The organism is Salmonella sp. SSDFZ54 (genome assembly GCF_004010735.1).
In the GTDB taxonomy this organism is placed as follows: domain Bacteria; phylum Pseudomonadota; class Gammaproteobacteria; order Enterobacterales; family Enterobacteriaceae; genus Salmonella; species Salmonella enterica.
The window spans coordinates 103,598-126,375 of the sequence record NZ_CP034821.1; the positions used below are offsets into that span (position 1 = coordinate 103,598).

General features: G+C 50.7%; 23 protein-coding genes and 3 pseudogenes. 11 read left to right on the top strand and 15 right to left on the bottom strand.

Going from position 1 to position 22,778, the window contains the following annotated elements:
* Positions 1–96: 96 nt before the first annotated feature.
* The 8 genes and pseudogenes from EOS97_RS26190 to EOS97_RS26225 form a co-directional block, all read right to left on the bottom strand.
* Complete coding sequence (locus tag EOS97_RS26190; RefSeq protein WP_000289978.1) at positions 97–384, bottom strand: hypothetical protein; 288 nt, start codon at positions 382–384, stop codon at positions 97–99.
* Positions 385–393: 9 nt separating this feature from the next.
* Complete coding sequence (traJ, locus tag EOS97_RS26195) at positions 394–1,551, bottom strand: plasmid transfer ATPase TraJ (RefSeq protein WP_050869048.1); 1,158 nt, start codon at positions 1,549–1,551, stop codon at positions 394–396.
* Positions 1,551–2,303 (bottom strand): type IV secretory system conjugative DNA transfer family protein, encoded by a 753-nt coding sequence (locus tag EOS97_RS26200; RefSeq protein WP_223598013.1) that lies wholly within the window; start codon positions 2,301–2,303, stop codon positions 1,551–1,553. The genes traJ and EOS97_RS26200 overlap by 1 nt, the downstream gene beginning before the upstream one ends.
* A gap of 62 nt (positions 2,304–2,365) precedes the next feature.
* Positions 2,366–2,815 (bottom strand): DotD/TraH family lipoprotein, encoded by a 450-nt coding sequence (locus tag EOS97_RS26205; protein WP_019842556.1) that lies wholly within the window; start codon positions 2,813–2,815, stop codon positions 2,366–2,368.
* Between the two features lie 45 nt (positions 2,816–2,860).
* Positions 2,861–3,124 (bottom strand): hypothetical protein, encoded by a 264-nt coding sequence (locus EOS97_RS26210; protein ID WP_019842557.1) that lies wholly within the window; start codon positions 3,122–3,124, stop codon positions 2,861–2,863.
* Between the two features lie 635 nt (positions 3,125–3,759).
* Positions 3,760–4,962 carry a conjugal transfer protein TraF gene (locus tag EOS97_RS26215; protein WP_019842558.1) on the bottom strand — a complete coding sequence of 401 codons (1,203 nt, stop codon included), beginning with the start codon at positions 4,960–4,962 and terminating at the stop codon, positions 3,760–3,762.
* A gap of 85 nt (positions 4,963–5,047) precedes the next feature.
* Positions 5,048–5,872, bottom strand: coding sequence for a hypothetical protein (locus EOS97_RS26220; RefSeq protein WP_019842559.1), 825 nt, complete (start codon positions 5,870–5,872; stop codon positions 5,048–5,050).
* A 150-nt stretch (positions 5,873–6,022) separates the two neighbouring features.
* Positions 6,023–6,229 (bottom strand): annotated as a pseudogene (locus EOS97_RS26225) (integrase); the annotation flags it as partial.
* A 62-nt stretch (positions 6,230–6,291) separates the two neighbouring features.
* Here EOS97_RS26225 and EOS97_RS26230 point away from each other — a divergent pair.
* Positions 6,292–6,996, top strand: a complete 705-nt coding sequence (locus tag EOS97_RS26230) for an IS6-like element IS26 family transposase (RefSeq protein ID WP_001067858.1) — start codon at positions 6,292–6,294, stop codon at positions 6,994–6,996.
* A 52-nt stretch (positions 6,997–7,048) separates the two neighbouring features.
* Here the strand turns inward: EOS97_RS26230 and EOS97_RS26235 are convergent.
* Positions 7,049–7,711: pseudogene (locus tag EOS97_RS26235) on the bottom strand (phage tail protein); the annotation flags it as partial.
* A 75-nt stretch (positions 7,712–7,786) separates the two neighbouring features.
* On the opposite strand from EOS97_RS26235, the gene EOS97_RS26240 reads away from it, so the two are divergent.
* Entirely contained in the window at positions 7,787–8,368 is a 582-nt protein-coding gene (locus EOS97_RS26240; RefSeq protein ID WP_001749380.1) for a recombinase family protein, read from the top strand.
* A 123-nt stretch (positions 8,369–8,491) separates the two neighbouring features.
* Here EOS97_RS26240 and EOS97_RS26245 read toward each other — a convergent pair.
* Positions 8,492–8,724 (bottom strand): annotated as a pseudogene (locus tag EOS97_RS26245) (recombinase family protein); the annotation flags it as partial.
* Between the two features lie 151 nt (positions 8,725–8,875).
* Between EOS97_RS26245 and EOS97_RS26250 the strand changes: the two are divergent.
* The 6 genes from EOS97_RS26250 to EOS97_RS26275 all read left to right on the top strand — a co-directional run bounded on the left by EOS97_RS26250 (position 8,876) and on the right by EOS97_RS26275 (position 12,831).
* Positions 8,876–9,115, top strand: a complete 240-nt coding sequence (locus EOS97_RS26250) for a phage holin family protein (protein ID WP_072258887.1) — start codon at positions 8,876–8,878, stop codon at positions 9,113–9,115.
* A gap of 74 nt (positions 9,116–9,189) precedes the next feature.
* Complete coding sequence (locus EOS97_RS26255) at positions 9,190–9,519, top strand: phage holin family protein (protein ID WP_000887652.1); 330 nt, start codon at positions 9,190–9,192, stop codon at positions 9,517–9,519.
* Entirely contained in the window at positions 9,516–9,959 is a 444-nt protein-coding gene (locus tag EOS97_RS26260; protein WP_000580770.1) for a hypothetical protein, read from the top strand. The genes EOS97_RS26255 and EOS97_RS26260 overlap by 4 nt, the downstream gene beginning before the upstream one ends.
* Positions 9,946–10,548, top strand: a complete 603-nt coding sequence (locus EOS97_RS26265; protein WP_072649194.1) for an odaE — start codon at positions 9,946–9,948, stop codon at positions 10,546–10,548. The genes EOS97_RS26260 and EOS97_RS26265 overlap by 14 nt, the downstream gene beginning before the upstream one ends.
* Before the next feature lies 1 nt (position 10,549).
* The gene (locus EOS97_RS26270) at positions 10,550–12,469 is read left to right on the top strand and encodes a hypothetical protein (RefSeq protein WP_072649193.1); all 1,920 of its coding nucleotides are present in this window, start codon (positions 10,550–10,552) and stop codon (positions 12,467–12,469) included.
* Positions 12,466–12,831, top strand: a complete 366-nt coding sequence (locus EOS97_RS26275; RefSeq protein ID WP_072649192.1) for a ddrA — start codon at positions 12,466–12,468, stop codon at positions 12,829–12,831. The genes EOS97_RS26270 and EOS97_RS26275 overlap by 4 nt, the downstream gene beginning before the upstream one ends.
* Before the next feature lie 39 nt (positions 12,832–12,870).
* Here the strand turns inward: EOS97_RS26275 and EOS97_RS26280 are convergent, their stop codons facing one another.
* Entirely contained in the window at positions 12,871–14,079 is a 1,209-nt protein-coding gene (locus tag EOS97_RS26280) for an RNA-guided endonuclease TnpB family protein (RefSeq protein WP_127836224.1), read from the bottom strand.
* Positions 14,080–14,178: 99 nt separating this feature from the next.
* Between EOS97_RS26280 and EOS97_RS26285 the strand changes: the two genes are divergently transcribed.
* Both EOS97_RS26285 and EOS97_RS26290 read left to right on the top strand, forming a co-directional pair.
* Positions 14,179–17,166, top strand: coding sequence for a hypothetical protein (locus EOS97_RS26285; RefSeq protein ID WP_127836225.1), 2,988 nt, complete (start codon positions 14,179–14,181; stop codon positions 17,164–17,166).
* Positions 17,156–17,467 carry a hypothetical protein gene (locus EOS97_RS26290; protein ID WP_001165933.1) on the top strand — a complete coding sequence of 104 codons (312 nt, stop codon included), beginning with the start codon at positions 17,156–17,158 and terminating at the stop codon, positions 17,465–17,467. Before EOS97_RS26285 ends, EOS97_RS26290 begins: the two co-directional genes overlap by 11 nt.
* A gap of 29 nt (positions 17,468–17,496) precedes the next feature.
* Here the strand turns inward: EOS97_RS26290 and EOS97_RS26295 are convergent, their stop codons facing one another.
* Positions 17,497–18,291: a hypothetical protein gene (locus EOS97_RS26295; protein WP_127836226.1), complete on the bottom strand. Its 795-nt coding sequence runs from the start codon at positions 18,289–18,291 to the stop codon at positions 17,497–17,499.
* Positions 18,292–18,488: 197 nt separating this feature from the next.
* The gene (locus tag EOS97_RS26300) at positions 18,489–18,977 is read right to left on the bottom strand and encodes a single-stranded DNA-binding protein (protein WP_000068865.1); all 489 of its coding nucleotides are present in this window, start codon (positions 18,975–18,977) and stop codon (positions 18,489–18,491) included.
* A 168-nt stretch (positions 18,978–19,145) separates the two neighbouring features.
* Here EOS97_RS26300 and EOS97_RS26305 point away from each other — a divergent pair, with 168 nt between their 5' ends.
* The gene (locus tag EOS97_RS26305) at positions 19,146–19,703 is read left to right on the top strand and encodes a lysozyme (RefSeq protein WP_001345478.1); all 558 of its coding nucleotides are present in this window, start codon (positions 19,146–19,148) and stop codon (positions 19,701–19,703) included.
* Positions 19,704–19,994: 291 nt separating this feature from the next.
* On the opposite strand, the gene EOS97_RS26315 is transcribed toward EOS97_RS26305, so the two are convergent.
* Together EOS97_RS26315 and EOS97_RS26320 are read right to left on the bottom strand one after the other, a co-directional pair.
* On the bottom strand, positions 19,995–21,014 hold the full coding sequence (locus tag EOS97_RS26315; RefSeq protein WP_001749388.1) for a head processing protein: 1,020 nt from the start codon (positions 21,012–21,014) through the stop codon (positions 19,995–19,997).
* On the bottom strand, positions 21,007–22,716 hold the full coding sequence (locus tag EOS97_RS26320) for a phage portal protein (protein ID WP_127836227.1): 1,710 nt from the start codon (positions 22,714–22,716) through the stop codon (positions 21,007–21,009). Before EOS97_RS26320 ends, EOS97_RS26315 begins: the two co-directional genes overlap by 8 nt.
* Positions 22,717–22,778 lie beyond the last annotated feature (62 nt).

Below are 22,778 nucleotides of genomic sequence, written 5' to 3' on the forward strand. Positions count from 1 at the left end.
CTCCTGAAAAAAGACGGAAAAAAACCACCGCCGGAAACCGGGGTGGCATCAGTGAAACAGCTGTAACATTTTCGGTTCGGCAGGATGGGCGGGAACTCACAGACCGGACCAGCGACGGGGCGCTTCCGTGAAGTGGCGATACCACCACGGGCGACCGGCAGCCCGGCTTCCGTGCCAGAGATAAACCAGTCGCCGGAGCAGCACCTGAAGTCGCCAGCCAAAATGGCCCAGCAGAACGAATGCGCCCAGGACAAGCGTGCAGATGAAAATCGTGTTGCCGGACGGAAACGGGCACCAGAACAGGTAAATCAGTGTGAACGGCAACGGAATGCCAAAAACAGCGACGGGTGGCGATGCATCCCGCCAGCGGCATGCGTAATACATGGTGTGTCCTCACGCGTCGGGCAGTCGTGACCACTCGTGATGGGGGATGAACAGACAGGCCTCCTCACGGGTGATGTCATGACGGCGGTACAGGGTGGCAACCTGATCGGCGATTCTGCGTTTTTCGAGCAGGATGATGTTGTCGATATGTTCTCCCCACTTTTCATGAGGAAGCTGACCCAGTGCACTTCGCAGTGCCGTGTCAAAAGTGATGAACTCACGGACAGCACGCCGGCGTCCATCCCGGGTTCTGACCAGCACCTGCACAACAATGAATGACAGGGTGCCCAGCAGGGCATGCGCCATGCCATCACGGGACTGCACCGGCAGCAGACCCAGCATCCTTGAAATGGTTTCACCCGGTGAGTGGGTGTGGCAGGTGGCAAGGCAGACGTGACCGGATTCTCCGGCGGCAATGGCAGCCTCAGCCGTCTCCTGATCGCGGATTTCACCCACCCCAATCAGGTCCGGGTTTCGTCGCATGCCAGCACGGATACCTTCAGCAAAGCTGGGCACGTGCCGGCCAATCTGTGACTGGTGAGGTTTGAGCAGGTCAGAGTCCCGCCCGAGAATATATTCAACCGGATCTTCGTAGGTCACGATGACGCGGTCAGGAAAATTGTCCTGGCAGTAACGGTATATTGCTGCCAGCAGCGTGGACTTGCCGGAGCCGGTGGCCCCGCAGACCAGTCCCAGCCCCTGTTGTGGCAGCAGCGCCGCTTTCAGTTCCGGTTCAATATTCAGCGAATCCAGCGACGGGATAGCCGAGGGAATGACCCGCATGGTCAGGGAGATGGACTCTTCAAAGCGTCCGGCAGTGCCGAGAATAAAATTGCAGCGGAAACGGACCCGCTCCCCGCGCTGCAGGCCGTAACGGCCGTTCATGTCGCCGTCAAGCTGGAAGGCCCGGTCCACCGGCTGCCCGCTGGTAATGACCGGGCGGATATCCAGCCCAAAGACTTCATCCGTGAGCCGGCTGACCGTATCGCAGGCCAGCACCATGTGACTTGCCCGGCAACGGCGACCGAAGCGGGCCACGGACAGCGGACTGCCGCCCTGCATGTTGATATCGGATACCTGTTGTGTGGCACACCATGCCATGAAGGCTTTGAAGTCTTCCGCAGACGGTGTGCCGTGAAAGTCATACGGTGTGAATTCATGGGACATTACGGTTTCTCCGTGCTGATGACGGGACGCCAGTGCGTTTTGTTCAGTTCGAAGCCTGCGTGCTGTTTCAGCCTGCGGACGCGGTCGCCGGTGACCAGTTTTGTGCCGGAGCCGGTGACGGACTGAACGGTGTCGGAGACGGCAGGTGCTGAAATCATTCCGCGTGAGCGCAGCATGGCGTACAGCATCATGCCGCGATAGTCACGGTTAAGGCGGTTAAAGTTGGCTTCAAGGATCTGGTCTGCTGCATCACGCCCTTCCTGCCAGCCTGTCCTGACCGCCTGCTCCCAGACTTTTCGCTGACTGCGGTCCTCCGGGATAACGCTGCCGTCAGGCGGCGTGACTTTGTCCGACAGACCGGTGAACAGCCAGGTTCGCCAGCCGGGTGGATTGCTGACGAAGCGTTCAGGAGAGACGATGGTCCACACAGTGTCCGCCGTTCTGAACTGTTCGCCCGTGACATGTGCCACGTCCCGGGCTTCGTCAATCACCGGGGGCAGCCAGCCTTCCGGGCTGAGCAGTGGCCGGAAGTCATACAGGGCATCAAGTGTCGTGGCGCGGTGTTCAAGTGTCCTGCGCAGCTCGGCGGCGCGCTCTGCACGTCCTCCCCGGAATCCCAGTGTTTTTCCTGTCTCGTTCAGCAACTGATAGCGGATATCCGACATGCCGTCGGGGCGGGCATTTTCCGGATGCAGGAAGGTACTGATATCCGGCGTGCCGGTGTCTGTGTGCGGGCGGCTGCCGGCTGCCATCTGTGCACAGCCGGACAGTGCGACGGCAATGGTGGTGGCCAGAATGAGATGACGAAACATGGTCACTCCTTGTGGTTTTTCCGGACCGGCATGAAGTCCAGCCAGAGTACGCCGGGATACTGAGTGAGTGTGGCGCGCCAGGCGGTCTGTGCCTGTATCAGCCTTAACGTATTTTCAAAGGTCATATCCCGGACATGCAGCGTCAGTGGCAGGGGGAGCCGGACGCCGTTGTAACCAAACTGCAGACCCCGGGCACGGGCCAGACTGTCCAGCAGTTCAATGGCATCGCCGTCCCAGTCAAAGGAAAGTCGTCCGCTGTTTGCGGTCAGCACGGGCTGGGAGGTTACAGCGTGCGTCTGTCCTGACAGCGCACCGTGCTCCCACAGCTGGTACTGCGCGTGGCGGGTTCTGGCCACATCGGATGCAGCGCCGTAATCGGGTTTATGTGGTGTTGCGTGGCAGCCGCCCAGCAGGAGTACGGCCAGACACCCCGCAGGTATCATACGGTTCATGGTGGATTTTCCTGAGCAGTGAAGAAAGAGTTAGGGGAGGGTTACTTACAGGTCTGTGTTTTTGCTGAGCTGCCGGAACACGTCAGAAGGTGATAGCGATACCCGGATACGAACGTCGTTCGCCAGGATGACGTCAGATTCGGTAACCATCGGGTCCCCGAACGACTGGCGCGGTTCCACAGCGACTATGCATTCTGTCTGGAAAATGAAAGATTTATTTTTCCTGTCGGTGATCAATCGCAGGTTTGCGGGATCAAATGGTCGCACCGTAAAGGCTTTGTTTTCGATGTACGTTTCTTTGTCAAACATGCATTACCTCATGGGAGCAGAAGTATGCTGAGAAGGAAAATTGCAGCCAGCTACGGGCGGAAAAACGCACCGTAGGTAGAATACGCCCATAATAGTTTTCGGGCAGCCAGATCAAAATTGAATATACCGGTGTCCAGATACAGACAGGATGATGTTTGCTACCAGTCGTTCTTGTATTACCGGAGATGAATGCCAGAGTGGAGAGGTAAATATCCTCATAGATTACTGAACTGAGGTAATTATCTCTGACTGGCTGGTTGATGTGTTGTCAGATAAACAAACATGAGCGTAATCTTTAACGCTCCGCGCCGAATCGATCCATGAAGGATGACTCGACGATTTGTGAATCGAATGTACCAGCGCTTGTCCCTGAAACAGTCCCCGGCCCTCGTCCGGATAACCTGCAATTCAGACAGGCACATGTGCCCGTACACTCTTGTTACTTACCGAGTATATCAGATTTTATATAAATTCAAATATCCTCTATGCATCTTTGTTGTATTCTCCGTCAAGACTAAGCCGGGCACGGAAATATCACCCTCACTGACGATTGTTAGAACTTAATACCTTCTTACTGTGCTTTCTCCGGGCCTATAAAAAGACCCCCGGGAAAGTACCGGGGGCAGGAATATGAATCAGAAAGTGAACTGGAGTTGTGCGATTGCACCGTAATCATGGTCGGTCCCGACCAGGCCGGATACATCGATATGTACGACGTCGAATGGAGAGATGCCAACGCCTGCGGTGAAGGCGCTTCCGGAGTTTGATGCCATGTTCTGGCGATAACCGGCACGCAATTGTGCCCATTTCCATGCGTTGAATTCTGCGCCGATGCTGGCGAACTGACGTTTGCTGTCGGAGGTGAATCCGCTGGCCGGTGTCAGGTCAACATCAAGTGCGGTGGTGAACAGGTCGTTGTGCCAGGACACACCGGCAGTGGCCTGCGGACGGATTTTGTAGGTTTCCTTAACACCGTCGACCACTTTCGTATCGATGCTGCGTGGAATGAGGTTCTGCGCCACCAGACCCAGCGTCCAGTTGTCATCGAGGTCGGTATATGCCCCGATGTCGGCGTTCACGCCGTTTTTCGTGTTGTGGTATTTGTCGTCGCTGAAATCGCTGTTGTCGTAGTCACGCACGGAGACGTTGTAGTTGAACAGATCCACGCGCTGGTATTTGGGTGTGAAGCCCAGTGACCATTTCTGACCGGCGGTTTCCAGTTCTTTTGCAAAGGAAATACCCACATCAGTGACCACTGCGGCACGACCATACGCGCGGGAGGTGAGCGCGTTTTTGTCCACATCCGTGATTGTGCCGTTGGCGACTTTCTCCAGATAGTCCAGGTCGGCGTCGCTGACTTTGCCGTCAACGCTGACCGTACCGTAAGATTTCACCATCAGGGCAACCGGCAGCGTGTCATTCGGCAGTGCCGCAACGGCAGAAACACCCACCTGCGCATCAGCGTGGATATTGCGGAACTCCAGCAGGCGCTGTTTCAGGTTTGCCGCTGCCTGGTCAACACCGTAATTGCTGTCGACCGCGCGGTCGAAGGCATCCCAGTCATCCTGAATGTCATCGGCTTTGTTAGCGATGTCGTTCGGGTCTGACAATTGTGCGCCCACGGACGGCAGTAACAGGCTGAAATCATCATTGCTGTTGTGCTTTGTCAGTAAAGCCGGGTTTGCCAGAGGTGCCACACCATAATGGGAAGATGCCACCCCGGTGCCACCCATTGCATCGTTACGCGCTTCAAAATATGACGTCGCTGCTGCAGCGTTAAATGAAAATAATACAGCAGATGCAATGATGGTGCGGGTAATATGATTTTTCTTCATCATTTAATTTCCTGTTTATCAGAATTCAGACAAAATAACGCTATGACACGGATGTGCCGTAAATTTTTACTTCGGTACTATCTGGTATTTACCAGGGTAATAAAGACGTATTAAATAAACTAACAGGTAGTATTTGTCCTGTAATAAGGTTACCGGCAAGGCCAGGTCGCAACGTGACGCGGCGCAAAGACATTGTTGCATTCTGCCTGGTTGTATATTCAGTTAACCATTTTCTTTTCTCATCGTTCATTAGTGTGGGTACTAATGACAGAGCGGGATATATTACGGAACCGTTTATAAGTTTTTTCTGTCGCAATATTACTCCGCAATATTCCCTTTTAGCGTTTCCTGCGTAGGGGAAGCTATGCCAGAAAATAATGTCAGTGTTACCGTCATCATTAACAAGCATTTTGAAGTTTTCAGCAGTATCTGGCCATTCACAGGACAATGCTATCGGATAATTTTCGCGGCCATTCACCCAGTCCGGATTAAGATTAAAATATTCAGCCAGATGTTCGAGAGCGTCAGTTGAGAGATAGTCAGCAAGTCTTGCCGGGTCCTGTATAACCGTCGAACGGATATTCCATGGCGACAACAATGTTGCCAGCAATGGTGCATTTATATCATGCGACAGCATGATGCATTCAATTCTGCTTATAATGTTTCCCGTGGTGTTATCCGCAGGCATGAACATATTATGCAGAGCATCCTCAAGCAGGATTCGGGTCAAATCAGCGGTGGATATGGCTAATTGCTCGCTCATTATCCCCAGCACGTCTCTCACCCCTTGTGGGTAACGGACCTGCAGCGGTGTCGGGTTTATCTGACGACCGTTGATGAGTTTTTCGCCGATTGCTTTTTTGTCCAGCGAGAGCATCATTCTGGCCGCAATACCGGTCGTATTCAGTCTCATTGTTCCTCCGACTGAAAAAGTCTTTTCAGCTCATGTGGTTATTGTATCTTCGGTGATTTTTCTGGTGAAACGAATAATTTCGATCATGCAGATCGAATGTGTTTGGCGAGTTGTTGTAACTCGCCGTTTTGTATGTGTTTTGAATGGTGCTTACAGCGGAGTGTTGCCCGGGTTCAGTGGGCAAATCATTATGTAGTCAGGGTCGTTTACAGGCAAAGCTCCGGGAGATGGGACGCGTTCGCCTTTCTGTGCCGCAATAGCCAGTGTACGTAATAAAACCTCACTGGCGCGGTGGACGGCTTCCTCTTTCGTTGTTGCTGTGACATGAAGGTTATCAAAATCACCGATTTCAATACGGCACTGTTGCAAATAGTCGGTGGTGATAAACTTATCATCCCCTTTTGCTGATGGAGCTGCACATGAACCCATTCAAAGGCCGGCATTTTCAGCGTGACATCATTCTGTGGGCCGTACGCTGGTACTGCAAATACGGCATCAGTTACCGTGAGCTGCAGGAGATGCTGGCTGAACGCGGAGTGAATGTCGATCACTCCACGATTTACCGCTGGGTTCAGCGTTATGCGCCTGAAATGGAAAAACGGCTGCGCTGGTACTGGCGTAACCCTTCCGATCTTTGCCCGTGGCACATGGATGAAACCTACGTGAAGGTCAATGGCCGCTGGGCGTATCTGTACCGGGCCGTCGACAGCCGGGGCCGCACTGTCGATTTTTATCTCTCCTCCCGTCGTAACAGCAAAGCTGCATACCGGTTTCTGGGTAAAATCCTCAACAACGTGAAGAAGTGGCAGATCCCACGATTCATCAACACGGATAAAGCGCCCGCCTATGGTCGCGCGCTTGCTCTGCTCAAACGCGAAGGCCGGTGCCCGTCTGACGTTGAACACCGACAGATTAAGTACCGGAACAACGTGATTGAATGCGATCATGGCAAACTGAAACGGATAATCAACGCCACGCTGGGATTTAAATCCATGAAGACGGCTTACGCCACCATCAAAGGTATTGAGGTGATGCGTGCACTACGCAAAGGCCAGGCCTCAGCATTTTATTATGGTGATCCCCTGGGCGAAATGCGCCTGGTAAGCAGAGTTTTTGAAATGTAAGGCCTTTGAATAAGACAAAAGGCTGCCTCATCGCTAACTTTGCAACAGTGCCTTTAAAACCGGTATCGTTATCACCGAGTACAATTGAATTACCGCCCAGTGCATTGTCAGTACCAATGCTTAACGGACCGTTTAGCTGTCCCCCTGTAATCGGCAATGCACCCACATCACCGGCTGTTGGTTTCATCAGACTACTGTAAATTGTATATGTCTGACCGCTGGTTGAGTTTCCCGGCTGTACTGATGAATATTCAGGCGTACTGTGCAACGTGACATTTGCATTACCGGTGTAGTCATATTGCGCAATTAACCAGTACGCATACTGGCCGATATTAATATAAATATCGTAGGTGTCGCCTGATGTATTAACCCATGCGACCTCGTTAGCCGCAGCAGGCGAGCGTCTCCACAACGTGGCAGTTATTCCAACAGGTGAGCCATTACCGGCACGCAATACCAGTTCGCTGATTGCCGCCTGTTCAGGTGAACCAGCGTTAAACCCCGCCCCACCGTACAGTTTAATCACCGCTGTTGATGTAGCCTGCGGCATTACAACCGTGGCGATTTTGAACCAGCCTGATTCACCAAGTGTAATGGTAGTCGATGTTACCGCGCCGATAGTTCTCGCAAATTGTTTTTTGTCCGGAATATCGCCGCCATTCTGCGATTTTTGCAGTGCACCCGCAGCGAGATTTATCGTTTCTCCTAAACCAAGGTTTTTGCGAATTGCCTCCGTGTCGTCTGAACGATATTTTTTCCCGCTTTTAGCAACAATCGCTGGTGATAAAGTATGCAATATGGTTATGCGAGAGTGTCAACTTTTGACCAAAATTTAGAATTACAACTGGAGGCGCTCAGGAGTTCAGGATGTGACCGGATTTTTGAAGATAAAATATCCGGTGCGAAGTCAAAACGACCAGGGCTTGATAAGCTGATAAAAGTGTTGCGGCCTGGCGATACGGTTGTTGTCTGGAAACTGGACCGAATGGGACGTTCTCTGATTCATCTTGTTGAGTTACTGAACTTTTTTTTATCAAACAACATTGAGTTTATTTCGGTTACAGAAGGGATAAAAATTAGCACATCAATTGGCCGCTTTGCTTACACGATGCTGAGTGCGGCTGCAGAGCTGGAGCGGGAAAATATTATTGAAAGAACGCGTGCAGGATTGGCTGTGGCAAGGGCTAACGGCAGGATAGGAGGACGCCGTTCAAAACTGACACCAGAGCAATGGGAGCAGGCCGGACGTTTATTAGCGCAAGGAGTCCCCCGCAAGCAGGTCGCATTGATCTACGATGTGGCTCTGTCAACTTTGTATAAAAAACACCCCGCCAAACGAACGTGCATAGAAAGTAACGCTCAAACCAATTGAATCGGTCGGCAACACAGATTGATTGTGCCCCAATAGCCACACTCAACCCACGATGTTTTTTTCGATAGTGGCGAATTGATGTAAAGGAGGTGAGATGAAATCAATTCGCTGTAAGACCTCATTTTCCAACATCACAACCAAGTAACGCTGCTGCCCGCAAAATGATCTAACGCCCATACGACCAGGGTGTCACCTCTGGAAAGCATACGCAAAACCTTTTTTAGCCCTGGGCGTTCAGCCTTTTTGCCGCTCGCCTTGTCCTCAAAAATCAGCTCACATCCTGCGCTTTCAAGGGCATTTCGTTGCAAAGCAGTGTTTTGTTCATTTGTTGATACGCGTACATAGCCTATTAGCATATTTTCTGCCCACTATCGTTATTTATTGCAAGCTACAGGTTTTAATTAACAAAACCAGTGTGTGTGGAAATCACAAAGTGCATACCGTTCTCAAATGTTGTTCAACTTACTGTTGTATAGGTAAAAAATGACATTTTATGTACATATCGTGATGTTATCCCTTCTTGGTGGGGTGTATTCGTATTTGAGTGGGCTATGTGAAAACCGTTACGAGTCTTCATGCAAGAAATTGCTGGCCGAATGTATTTCCGCCGTACTTGCTGGCTTTATTGGCATGTATCTCGCGGAATATAAGGACATGAATGAAAGCCTTCAGAGCTGCATGGTTCTTATTTTCAGCGCCAATAGCAGGCTTATTATTGAAGGTTCCAAAAGTCGGTTGAATAGGTAAGTCTCTTATGCAACATAACCGGTTGAGAAGTTACTTTGCATACCATTACCTCCTGACAACGTAGGAGGGAACTTGTGCTTGACACACAGGAATTAGCTCCAGTTGCTATTGCGCTCCTGCTTTCAGTAATTGGTGGGATAGGCACGTTCCTGATGGATGTCCGAGACGGTCGCCAGTCTGGCAATTTGTTGGGATTGGTTACGGAGATCTTTGTTGCAGTGACAGCTGGCGCGGTGGCGTACCTATTGGGGCAACACGAGGGCTGGGAGTTATCAATTACGTACTTAATGGTAACGATAGCCAGCAATAACGGTCATGAGGTGATTTCAGGGATGAAACGAGTGAATATCGATAGCATTCTGAATGTTCTTACAAGTTTGGTGAAAAAGGGAGGTGGGAAATGATTGGCTGGGGTGTATGCGCTCTTGCGTTAGCCTTAGCCGATCGCTATTTGCTAAAACGCAAGGACATCACGCATTTAGAACTTGGTGATGTGGAAATTAAACCGGGTTTCATCCGGGTGCCGTTCAAATACCGGTCTAAATTCCCGTTTTTGCGCGGCGCAACGGTCAGATATTGGATCCGCGATGTTCAGAAGCCGACGACAGTGATTGAAGGCGAACAACGTTGTCTGACGTCGGCTGAACAGGGCGAAAACAGTGAATGGTTGTACATACCCACTGAATATATGGGTAAAGGAGAACGGCTGTGGCATTTCAACGTCATGGTTACGCATGGCGACTCGTTCATTAACCCGTTGTATCGGATTTTCCCTGTTACTCAGCAAATCCGCAGAAGTTACGTAATAAATCTCGCACAGGATGTGTCAGATGACGAAAAATAAGTATGCAACGGTCGATTTTGACCAGGTTAATGAAAAGGGGCTGAAATCCCTTATCGCGGCGATCAATAAAACCAGTGTTACGGTAATTGAGGTTGACTCCAGCAACCGCGCAACAACGAAAGATGGCGTTAAAGTTAAAACCGCAAAGCTGGTTCTTAACGACGGACAAATTCTTGCCATACAGGTAAACGATACTGGCGATATATCGTCTGTGAGGCTGAATGGAAAAGCTATTCCTAACGCTCAGTCGCCGGATATCAAGACGCTTGGTACCGTCATGGGGCAAGCGGCCCGCAAAAACTCCGCAAAATTCCAGAAATCACTGATCGCCAAAGCGAAGCGTGTTGCCAATCCGGTAGACAAGAAACCGGCAGTTAAATCCAACTTTCAGCGTCTGCAAGAAGCAAAACTGCGGAATGCTCAGGTGGTTGCCGCTTATAAGTCCGCGCAGAATTCGGTGTCTTTCAATCAACAGCAGATCACTGATTTGCGGGCGAAGCTGGATAAGGAGACAGGCCGACTCAATAACGAAAAGGCCCGAAATGGCGAACTCAAACGCCGTCTTAAGCAACTGAAAGCAGGAAATTAACATGGAACAGTTCAATATCAATAAAGGGGTGACGATCAAGCCTGGGCTTGACGTGCTTCCCCCGCCAGTGACTGATGATGAATATCGCGCATTAATGGCCGGTGAGGACCGCTATCTGATGACGGAATCCAACACCCTGGAGGAAATCGAGGCTACGTTCTTCTATGACACGCCGATCCACTGGTGTGCTACGGATTTACTGGAGGCGATTAGTTCTACTCGTTTGCAGTTACACCGGACCATGCAGGCATTTGTCCGGGCATTGAACCAGAAGCTGAATGGTACCGGAATCTCTGCGGGGAGTGATAAAACGGGGGATGTGGCCCAGAGCGGCGCGCGCGCGATCGGCGGCGCTGAAATTGGCCGGGCACGTAACGTTAACGGGCTGCCGGTCTTGCCAGCCATTATTCCGCTCAGTGATGGTCAGACTATCAGCATTCTGTTTCATAGCCCGACAGCGGAAAACCGGATCACCAATAGCGATACGCTGGTTGCTTTCCAGTTCTTACTGAATAAAAAAGACGTTACTCACACCGTTGCTCCGATGAGTGGACGTGATATGACGCTGGCGCAGGTCACCATGAAACTTGCCAACCTTGCAGAGAAAAACTCGGCAAAATTCCAGCGTGCGCAGAAGAAGAAAAAAGCCCTTGTTGATGAAATAACCCAACTACAGGCTGACAGTGACCAGAAAGAGGATGCCATGAGCGACCTCGCGGATCAGGTGGCAGCGGTAGAAGGGCAGAAGGCAGATCTGGAGCAGAAAATTAACGCTGTTGCATCGGAAGCGGATTCTCTTTATGAAGAGAATGAGCGTTTGCAGACGGAGATTGATCAGCTCAATCGCACTGGTGGGCGCGATACCATTGCTCCAGCGGGGATGACTGGTGGGCACTCTCGCGCGCTGACGGATCGCCTTGCCAGTATCAAAAATCGTATGCATATGAACGGGGAAGTGACGCTCAGTAATGGTGCATCAATGAAGCAATTCATTGAGGACGGCGAAGGGTATATCCAGTTAAGCGATTCGGATGGCAGCGTGTACATGATCAAGGCTAAATCCATACAGGGTGTGGACATGGCAGATGCGATCGGCAAGCTGTTTAAAGCCTATAAAGCGGGTAATGTATCGGAATACCTGGTCCAACCAGAAGAACATAAACCGGAAAACGTCGAACCTGAACCAGCGGAGGATACCGGTAGCTCTTCGCCTGAACCAGAAGTCTCTGTAGGTGCATATCGATATGCCCTGCAAATGCGTCCGGCGGCCCCTGGCGCAATACCTGAAGGTAACAAAGCAATTCTGCCGCGCCCTGATGAAGGTGACCCGTATTATGAATATGCACGCTACGGCATTGCTACTTACGATACCCCGCTTTCTGATCAGCAAATGAGTGAGTACGACCTGAAGTTATTGCCTCACGAGGATTCTTTCGACTTCCTGGCGAAGACACTTACTAATGGTCCGTTTGGCAAATATGCACAAAAAGCTCTGGAGCTGGCCACCAGCTCACCAGACGAGTTCCGCGTAATGCTGAAAACTCAGTTTCAAAAAACTTTCCCCAATATTGCGTTTCCGGGGGGCGCTGGCACCGAGAAAATGGTGCAGAGCATGATCAATGCATTGCAGGCCGAAGTCGGTGAGATTACTCAGCCAGAACCTGCCCCGGCACAGCCTGATGAAACGGTTAGCGAAGCAGATGCAGCGGCTAATAAAGCCATTGAATATCTCAATAACGTGATGGATATGCAAAGCACTGACATGGCGGAGATCCGTAACGCCCGGGGTAATGTCCGGGAAGCGATTGCAGCCCTTCAGGCTGCCGGGCGTTTTGAGGAAAACGAAGAGCTAGTTAATGGCGCTGCTCGCCACCTGGCTGATCTGCTGGTAGCAATCCAGAAAGCGGGGGTAGCGGCATGACACTATCAGCTATTGAGTTAATGGATCTCAGCGATAAGTTGGATGCTCTGATGTCCAAAGCGGCTACCGCGCGTGGCATGGAGTTGCTGGATATCAGCGATGAAATTGACCAGATCATGCAACAGATGGGGTACGGTGTGTCCGGCGGCAGTAGTGGCGAGGAAAAACAACCTTCGGTACATGATGGCGTGCCAAAACTGGTTGCTGATTTCCTGGCTGATAAATTCGTCGATCAGAGCACCGATGCATTTATCGGTACCTTGCAGGATTTGAGTCAATATGTTGGCACATACATCGACCTGGACCAGGTTAAACAGCACACGGCGGCATGGATAGCCGCCAACATTAAAGAGGCAGCGTGACATCCTCCACGCCCTTCGGGGTGTGGATTCCTGCTATGTTCAGGCTGTCGCCTGAATCATTTCGGAGGGTTCCTGCTTCAACGGGCGGTCTGACTGCACCATCCCTCCACAGGCAAGCACGGCGTGCCCCGCCGCTAAAATGTTACGAGCGCCGTTTACATCGGCGTTCGCTGTATATCCACAATCCCGACACACGAATTTACTTTGTGACAGGCGGTTTTCTTTCGCTGTATGGCCACAGCACGCGCAACGCTGGCTTGTGTACGCTGGCGGCACTGCCAGTACCTGACCGCCACGCCAGAGCTGCTTGTACTCAAGCTGGCGGCGCATTTCATACCAGCCCTGATCCAGTATCGAACGGTTTAAACCTGATTTTGCCCGGACATTGCGCCCCGGCTGACTTATCGTACCCGCCGCTGACTTTGACATGTATTTAACCTTCAAATCCTCAATGACAATCATTGCGTGGTTTTTGCTGATGATCGTTGTGATTTTATGAAGGTAGTCTCTGCGGATGTTTGCGATACGAAAATGCAGTCGCTGTATTTTGCGTTTCTGCATCTGCCAGTTGTTGCTGAATCTGACCTTGCGGCTTAACTGTCGCTGAAGTCTCGCCAGCTTCTTCTGGTTTTTCTGAAAACTATTTACAGGTTCAAAGACTGTGCCATCTGACAGCGTGGCGAGTTTAGCCACGCCAGCATCCAGTCCGACCATTGATGCTGAAGGGTGAACAGGAGTGGATACCTCTCTTTCTGTCTGAATACTGATGTACCACTTACCGCAGGACTGGCTGACAGTGACATTTTTCACAACACCCGTGACCTGACGGCTATTCCGGTAGCGCATCCAGCCAAGTTTCGGCAGAAAAATACGGCTGTTTTCCTGATCGAGCTTAACGCCCTGCGGGTAGCGGAATGCATCATTCTGTCCCCGCTTTTTGAATCGGGGAAAAGCAGCCCGATTCTGGAAGAAGTTTTTGTAAGCCCGCTCAAGGTCTTTCAGTGACTGTTGCAATGGCTGTGAGGGAGAATCTTTAAGCCATTCGGTTTCAGTGTCTTTTTTCCACTCAACCAACCAGGAAGCCATTTTCGTGTAAGGGATGTATTTTTTACCGGCCTCATGATTCTCATTCTGAAGCGCCAGAGCACGGTTGAAAACGAAACGACAAGCTCCGGCAAAGCGCCTCATTTGACGCTCCTGTTGACCATCTGGTTTTAACCGGAATTTGAATGACACCTGTTGTTTCATGTCACTATTTTAAGCAAAAATAGCCGGGAGGAAAACTGTGCCTTATATCCCCACTATGAGGAGCGTAGGGGGCGGCACATTGGATAAGGCGTAACAGGGATGAGCTTAAGCGATCAGGTGGTAATGGCCACCAGCATAGAAACGCTGATCGAGCTGCTAAAGAACCTGCCCGATTATGGGCGGGTTTCGTATGTGGTGACAGCGAAGGGAGACGAGGTAAAAACAGCGTTTGATATCGTCGATGCCTCAGCTATTTTGGTATCCAATACTCTGGATGGGAAAATTAATCCTGACTATCCCCAGGAACTTCAGCCGCGTGACCGGACCCGCGCATCCAGCCTTCTTCAGGTTAACCAGATATCCAAAGATTTGCGGCCTGCTCAGCTTACCGATTCCGGATTATCCAGCCATGGCGCACCGATAATTGGTGAGGACAATGCAGTTGAGTCAGGTAATGGACGTACCATGGGGATCATTAAAGCCTATCAGGACGGTAATGCGGATCGGTATCGGGAGTACCTGATTGAACATGCGACCGAATTCGGCATACGACCTGAAAAGGTTGAATCAATGACGGCTCCGGTACTGGTGCGCCGCCGGTTAACCAAGGTTGACCGCGTTCAGTTTGCCAAGGACTCAAATATTTCTGATCTTCAGGAAATGGCAGCCAGTGAAAAGGCTTTTGTTGATGCCGACAGCATAACACCGGCGATGATGGCGCTTTTTAACCCGTCAGAAAGCGGAGATCTGCTTAGCCGCAGTAATGACGCGTTTATTCGCGGATTTATGACGCAAGTTGGTGCCACACAGGCGGCTGGCCTTGTAACTGAAGATGGGCGACCAACACGGCAACTTGTAGACCGTATACAAAACGCGATCTTTGCCAAGGCATATAAGGATGCGCGCCTGGTAAGGATGGTTGCAGAAGAACCTGATCCGGACATGCGTAATGTTCTGACGGCGCTTAATGCGGCAGCCAATGATTTTGTCCAGATGCAGGCTTTATCAGGAGAAGCGCACAAGCAGGCTGTGACAACTATTGTTGATGGCATTGAGACAGCGGATAGCCTCGATAAAAAGGCGCTGGCGGCATTGAAAGATGCGGTAGACCTGGTAAGGCAATCGAAGGAGTCAGGCCAGCATATTACCGATGTTATTGCTCAGGGGGATATGTTCAGCGAAACGGCCCCGGAAGTGAAAGCACTCGCGTTGTTCATCGTCGCGAATAACCGTAGCGCGAAGCGTATGGCCTCCGCCTTTAAGTTGATGGCTCAACGTATCAATGATGAGTTACAGCACCAGGGCCAGGCGCTGGGGGATATGTTTGGCGGTGGTGATGTGTCGTTACAGGATATCCTTCGCCAGGTGTCTCAGGAACTGGAAAACGAAGGCATGCAAGGGATATCCGGCGGTCTTTTCGAGTCCGTTTCCGGCGGTAGTTACAATGATGTTGCTCCATATACCAGTTTGCTATTACATCGGGCATCCGGCATCAAAGACATTATTCATCTGATCAGGCTGCTTTCCCGTACAGATCCCCAGGATGAACAGCTTGTACAAGTGCTTGCGCATTTTGTTCGAATGCCTGTTGCCGACGTGAAAAAATGGTGCCGATTATTCGGTATCAGCAATTCGTTACTTCGCGGCTTGTTAAATCACGCATCCTCCCTTGGGCGCGATGGCTTTGACGAGATAGCGCAGGCGATAAAAAACGGAGATATGCCACCAGCTATTGACTGGTTTTCCATTCGCCCAACCAGGGTGAAAGCATTCCTTAGCGCGGCGCATTCGGCATCACCATTGGCAGAAATGGTTCAGAGGTTGTCGCTCATATTCACAGACCATACCGCGTTGGGTGATCTGACTCTGGACGAGATGAAAGAAGCCTCCATTCAGTGGGCCGATCAACAAAATGAGGTTAACTCAGACTTCTTGCCAGCATTCAGGAAGGCCGTTAGTAAAGCGGATGATGTCCGTGGAATTCTGAAGGCATTTAAGGCATTGCAAAGTCGTGTTAATAAACATGTCGGTGATATCGATGGGGTAACGGCGGAAGGCCGGGATATTCTTAAAGAGCACGGCATAACGCCAGAGTTTATTGATGAGATCAGGACTGATATGCAGCGTGAGGTCGTATCGTCCCTGCAAATCGTAGCCAGAGCGTTGGCGGATGCTAATCCGAAGAGTGCGGCCATTGTTAACCGGGTTATTGGTGATATTGAAGCATCGGAGGGCATGGGGGCGCTGAAACTCTTCCTTTCGCGAGCGTTTAATCCTAACGGCAATATTCTCCCTGGCATTATTGGTGAGGCTAAAAAGTATGTCAGTGAAGAAGAACTTGAGCAGCTTGACCAACTACTTAAGCGATTCTCATATAACCCGCAGATACGCTGGCAAATGAATCAGCGAAGTATGGGTTCGGTCCACGAGAAAGTGTTATCTGCCATGAACAGTGTGATCGCAAACTCATCCGTATCTGAAGAAAAAGCTCTTGAGTGGGCCGACTCTTTTATCACAGAAGAAGTGGAAGAAGTCCGCGCTGGACAGAATGGTGGGATAGACCTGCGCAAGGAACTTGCTGATATTTATCGCCTGACCGGCGGGAAAATATCGACCTTATCAAAGGTAGTTCACCACCAGGGAAGGGCATACGCAAATCTTAATGGTGTTGTTGCTGTCAATTTGAACGATGAAAATGCAAGTGCACTGTGGCACGAGCTGGGTCATCATCTTGAGTACAGTAACCCTGGTTTGTTAGAGAAAGCCCGGTCATTCCTGAAGGCCAATGTTGAAGGGGATAAGCCATCTTTCGTCAATATCGGTGGGCGTGGCAAGCCTGAATGGTGCTTCAGATCTCGATTGAGTAATATTTATATGGCGAAGGTATACCCGCCAGCCTCAGTAAGTAACACCGGGAAAATTCGGCAGAAATCTCCGACTATTTCCAAAACGTCAGCAACGGAAGTATTCTCTATGGCTCTTCAGTTGTATCATGACAAAGAGGCCGCTGCCGCATCACTGATGAATGGTGACGGATTGCTGGAACTGTTATTAGGTGTGGCAAAGGAGCTAAATAATGCAGATTAAAATCGCAGCGCCATTAGGCGGAGATGCCATTATCGAATTTGATGATAATGAAGAAGTTTCCGGGCGTTTAAGCATTATCTCCGGTGACATTACCGAGGACATGATCGCTGAAGCCATAGCTGGGGCAAATCCCAATAGCTATATGGGATTCGTTAACACCCTTGATGCTCCCGCAAGTGATGTTCTCCGAACGCTACATCTTTACGCTGGCTGGTTTGTTGATTGGCCAGCAGTAGATGGTGGCGATGAGGACGACGACGACGATGATTTTGGTGATCATGTAGACCAGATCGTATATTGAAGAAATCCCGCCAATCGGCGGGATTTTTTTTAATCGCTTTCCACTTCTTCCGTGGTGTTTTCTTGCAGTTCTGTTAATGCAGCACGACATAGGTTCCGGGCATTGGCTATAGCTACACTTTTGACTTCATCTGTCATCGTGCAGGTAATGTACTGATCGAGTTCTTCAGCGCGGATGATGCTTTTGCCAATCAGAAACTGTATTTGCCAGAGCAGATCGGCATCCATAATCAGAATTTCTGCCGGGCCTTCAGGGCCAGCCGGGAAGGAAACATAAGACTGTTTGCCCAGGCCGATAACTCGACAACTTGCTTCAAGAATTGCGCGATTGAGGTCTGACTTTGTAACTGAAACAGGTTGATTTTCACCTGCGATTACGCCGTTGACATGGATGTGGAATGGCATGTAGCTTGAAATACGCTCTACTTTCCACACGCCAGCAAGCGATCCTTCATGCAGCACAATGGGGGTAACCGCGAGTTTCATCTCACCATATAACTGCTGGCAGATAGCTGGATTGCTGAATACATCTAAAGGCTCACATTCAAACAGCGGCGCAATCTGCATGAGGTCCATCATGGTCATCCCTGGGGTACGAGCAGTAATGAATTTGCGCATACCAGTATCCATTGCGCTCCAGATTGCTACACCATGCTTTTTGCTCACTTCTTCAGTAAAGCCAAGGTGGCACATGATGGTTTTTTCGATAGCCAGATCAGAGATAGAAACTTTTTCGCCAGGTACTCCATCATTATTGATGGTCACTTCGACACTCTGGCCATTACGTAGGCGGTATTGAATGGTTTTAGTTTTTTGTGCTGTCATAGTCTTTTCTCTGCTTAAAAACTGATGTATTGCGTCTTCAGGTGGGTTAGGAATGTTTTCCCACCAGCGAAAGCAATATCTCGTGGTGTTCTGTTCGTTAAAAACGCGTGCCATTGCCAACTTTGGCGTTTTTTAGCGAGTTCGTGCTTTTGTTGGCGTCTGGACCACCGCTTTTCTTTCAGTCGTTTTTTACACATTCAAAACGGAATATCGTCGTCAAAGTCCATTGGAGGTTCGTTATTGGCGTTGCTCTGAGGTTTACCGCCACCACTGTATTGCTGGTGGTTTTGAGGTTGGTTTGATTGCCCCCAGCCATTTGAGGACTGTGAATCGTCACGGCGAGCGCCGATCATTTGCATGGTGCCGCCCTGGCTGACGATAATTTCCGTCGTGTAACGTTCTACACCGGCGTCATCTGTCCACTTACGGGTTTTAAGTTTCCCTTCGATGTAGACCTGAGAACCTTTTCGTAAATACTCACTCGCAATTTCAGCAAGTTTTCCGAACAAAACGACTTTATGCCATTCTGTTTGCTCTTTCTGTTGGCCCGTTTGCTTGTCGCGCCATGATTCATTCGTTGCGATGCTGAGTCTTCCGACCGCTCCGCCATTTGGTATATACCTGATCTCCGGGTCTTGCCCCAGGGTACCAATCAGGATGACTTTGTTTACACCGCGTTGTGCCACTTATCTTACCTAATAAAATAAATTAATTAGAGCAATAATGTATATCTTTGAAACGTAGCTAACAAGTGATTTGCATTATCCTGTGCCTTCTAAAGGGATCGAGTCAGTCGGTATTGGCTGTGAATGGGTGTTGTCCTGGAGCGTAAAAAATTCGCTTATGAGGTCTTTATGAAGGGAAAAACAGCCGCAGGAGGCGGTGCAATTTGCGCTATCGCGGTGATGATTACCATCGTGATGGGTAATGGCAATGTGCGAACCAACCAGGCGGGGCTTGAGCTGATTGGTAACGCTGAAGGTTGCCGACGTGATCCATACATGTGCCCGGCGGGGGTATGGACTGACGGGATCGGTAATACACACGGGGTAACGCCGGGTGTGCGAAAAACCGACCAGCAAATCGCCGCTGATTGGGAAAAGAATATCCTGATCGCTGAACGCTGTATTAATCAGCACTTCCGGGGCAAAGACATGCCCGATAATGCCTTCAGTGCAATGACAAGCGCGGCATTCAATATGGGATGCAATAGTTTACGGACCTACTACAGCAAAGCGCGAGGCATGCGAGTCGAAACGTCCATCCACAAGTGGGCGCAGAAAGGGGAATGGGTGAATATGTGTAACCATCTCCCTGATTTCGTGAACAGTAACGGCGTGCCCTTGCGAGGTTTAAAGATTCGCCGTGAAAAAGAACGCCAGCTTTGCCTGACGGGGCTGGTCAATGAATAAACTCAGGCTGCTCCGCCGACTTTCGACAATGAAGTTATCGCTGGCGGCGATAGTTTTCGACTCGATTTTCATGGCGGTATATGTGCTCAATGAGACGTGGCCACTGGAACCGCTATTGTATGCCGGGCTTCGGCTGTGCCTGACATTTTTGAGCATGGCTGCAAGATTGATGCAGCAGAAAGAAACAGCTTCAGATTGTCCAGGCCGCGCGGTGCGCAAATATATGGCACGCAGGCGAAGGTGATAATAGTTAACGAGAACCCCGGCAGCTGCCGGGGTTATTTTTGGTGGTTATTTGAACGGATTGATTGAATTATTAAACGTGATGATGCTTGTCTCACGCGGTGCCTGGACGTTAGCCGCTTGCGGAACCTCCTTAATTTTCCTGGTGACAGGCAAGTTGCGTGCGCCAACTTTGATCAGAGATTCGAAAAGTGTGGCAACGATTTTTGCATCACCAGGTTCTTTGAGGCGGAATGCGTCTTTTTGGGCGGCGGAGACGAAGATCGGGAGGTTATCCAGTTCGTCTTGCATTGCTGCCAGCACATCGTCGCGGATACCCGCTGTTTCCTCCAGCAAAGCGATTCGCGCTTCAGCATCTGCGATCTTGGCCATTGCTTCGAGGTGGCGGCCCTGGCTTTCGAGTAGTGCGGTTTCCAGTTCTGCCGTACGCTCTGTCGCCTCCACCATCATTTCCAGTTCAGCCATTTTACTGTAATGGGATATAACGGCCTGCACTGACTCGTCAGAGTATCCATGCGCCGCCAGGGACTCTGCCAGTAGAGATTTAGAATCCGCGCTTTCAAACATTCCGGCGCTGGCAGGATGATCCAGACTGATATAGTTCGGCGTTGTCACATAATCCACACCATGGAAGCTGGTGGTTACAGCGATTTTCCCGGACTCGCGCCCGCCAGTGGCCCAGCTCCAGCCACCAGCTCGGCTTTCGATCATCGCGGCGACAATTTTACCCGGCTCTGTGTTAAGAATTTCCTGTGTATGGGTAACGATGCCGTTGTCGTCAACAGATATAGCCACTGTGCGGCACGCTGGAACATTGTCGATTACGACCGGGCGACCTTCCACCATGATCACGCTGGTTTCTGGTACTTCCAGTTTGCCAGTCAGCTGTCGGCGACCGTGGCCGTAGTAGCCGAAAAGCTCACCAAGGCGTAAACCTTCCTGAGTTTCCTTGCTTTCAAGCATGGCCTTTACCGCGCTTAATACATACTGTCGCCCGTTCTGGCGACCTTTTCGAGCATTGCTATAGAGACAAAAGCGGTCAGTGACCGTTTTCAAAACATCAGTCATTATCGTTTCCCTCTTTAAAGACCGATTCAAGGATTTGCGCCAGTTCCTGTGGCGGTGTTTTGATGATGGAATCCATCAGGTGATCGTCGTCCTCGCTTTTCGCTTTCAGTTCGTTCACCAGTGCTTCGGAGATTTTTTCGTCAATTTCCAGCACATCGCTAAACAGGTAACGTTTGAATGCATCGGAATTGGCGAGGACGCTGTTATTGCTGACGGCATCGAGGATTTGCGTAACGATAGTGGCGTAGTTCGCCTGCGAGTCGCGGTTATCGTTGTGCTCTTGTTGCAGAGCGGTATTAACGGAGTGGAATTCGATTTTGTACGGGCGATCACCTTCCGGGTATACCTTGCCGTACTTGAAAGCAAGATGAATATCGATAGCCCGCAGAATGAACTTATCTACGCCCTGCTGGATCCATGAGGCGCGCATGGCGGCCTGAATTGCCGTGCGCAGGAATCCACCTTCACCAAGCCCGCCGGACATTTGATCTGCCCACCCCAGGAGGGTGTAATCGAGGCCAAGTGCTGCCGCCAGCTGGCGCATATAGGTGAGAATGTCTTCAATGCCGTTGATGTCAGCCTGGATGGTCTGAGTATCAATAGTCATCTGTCCCTTGCCGTCGCCCATAATAGGCAGCAAGGTATTGGTCACCGTAGGCATGTTATTCGCGCCGCGTGCGCGCTTTTCCATCAGGTCAGCTGCTCGTTTAAGCGTCTGAGTAATGGTGCGCGAATAATCGGCTGCTTTTACCGGATCCAGACTATTCATCGCCAGGCCGATGATTCGGTCAATTTTCGACGCATTAAAACGCGTTGCCTTCAGTGAGCGGATCGCCGAACGCAGATTCATGTACGGCTCGTAGGCGTATTCGAGCAAGCTGGTCCCGTAATTCTGGGTTTCAATCGGTGTGCGCTCTTCCGGATTATCCAGCAGGCTGTAAGCCTTATGGCCAGTGTGCACAGGCATAAGGTTTGACTTAGGCCGCCAGTAGGGGATTTTCATAGGGATAATGGCCCACGGATCGGCGAAAACCATTTTCCCTGACGCGTCCTTCAGATAATCGCCGCTAAATCCCGCCAGGTTACCGCTGACCTCGAACTCTTTGATGAAGCCCGGAAGGGTGTAATAGGAGCACTCAAAAGACGTGATCCCTATGCCTTCTTTGGCGTATGGCCTGACATAAGCCACCCCAAATACAGACATGATAAATGCCCACCCGGCGACCTCTTTGTTGATGGTTCGCCCGATGTCGTTCATCAGCTCGTCACACAACCCCTGCGCGGCGTCATAGTCACTATCGTTTCCGTTGTGTACCGGCACGATAGAGAAGGTTTGTCCGGTCTTCTTATCGAAAGAGAGCGCGTGCGTAATATGGATATTCAGAGCGGTGGCGATCGTGCTGTAAACCGCCATTTCTTCGAGTAGCGGATAGCGTTGCAAGCGGTCTTCCGGCAGTTGAACTTCATCAAAGATAAAGCGACTCCCATCCACCAGCCCATCACCAGCCATGCCACTATCGCCCGGTTTGCCGCCTAAGAAGCCGGACAGTTGTACCGGTGCCCCTGCGCGAGAAAACAAATACCCACTTCCGCCGTGCACAGCCAGCGCGGACAGGAGGATGTTGTCCCGTTCTCCGTTGTCTTTAAAAACCCCCGCCAGCGCCTTCCTGACCGAGGATAGCGTGATTTTATTGTCTGCCAAGATTGCACCTTAATTAGAATAATTCGCATCGTGTTTGAACGGAATTTAACACTAGTCACTTG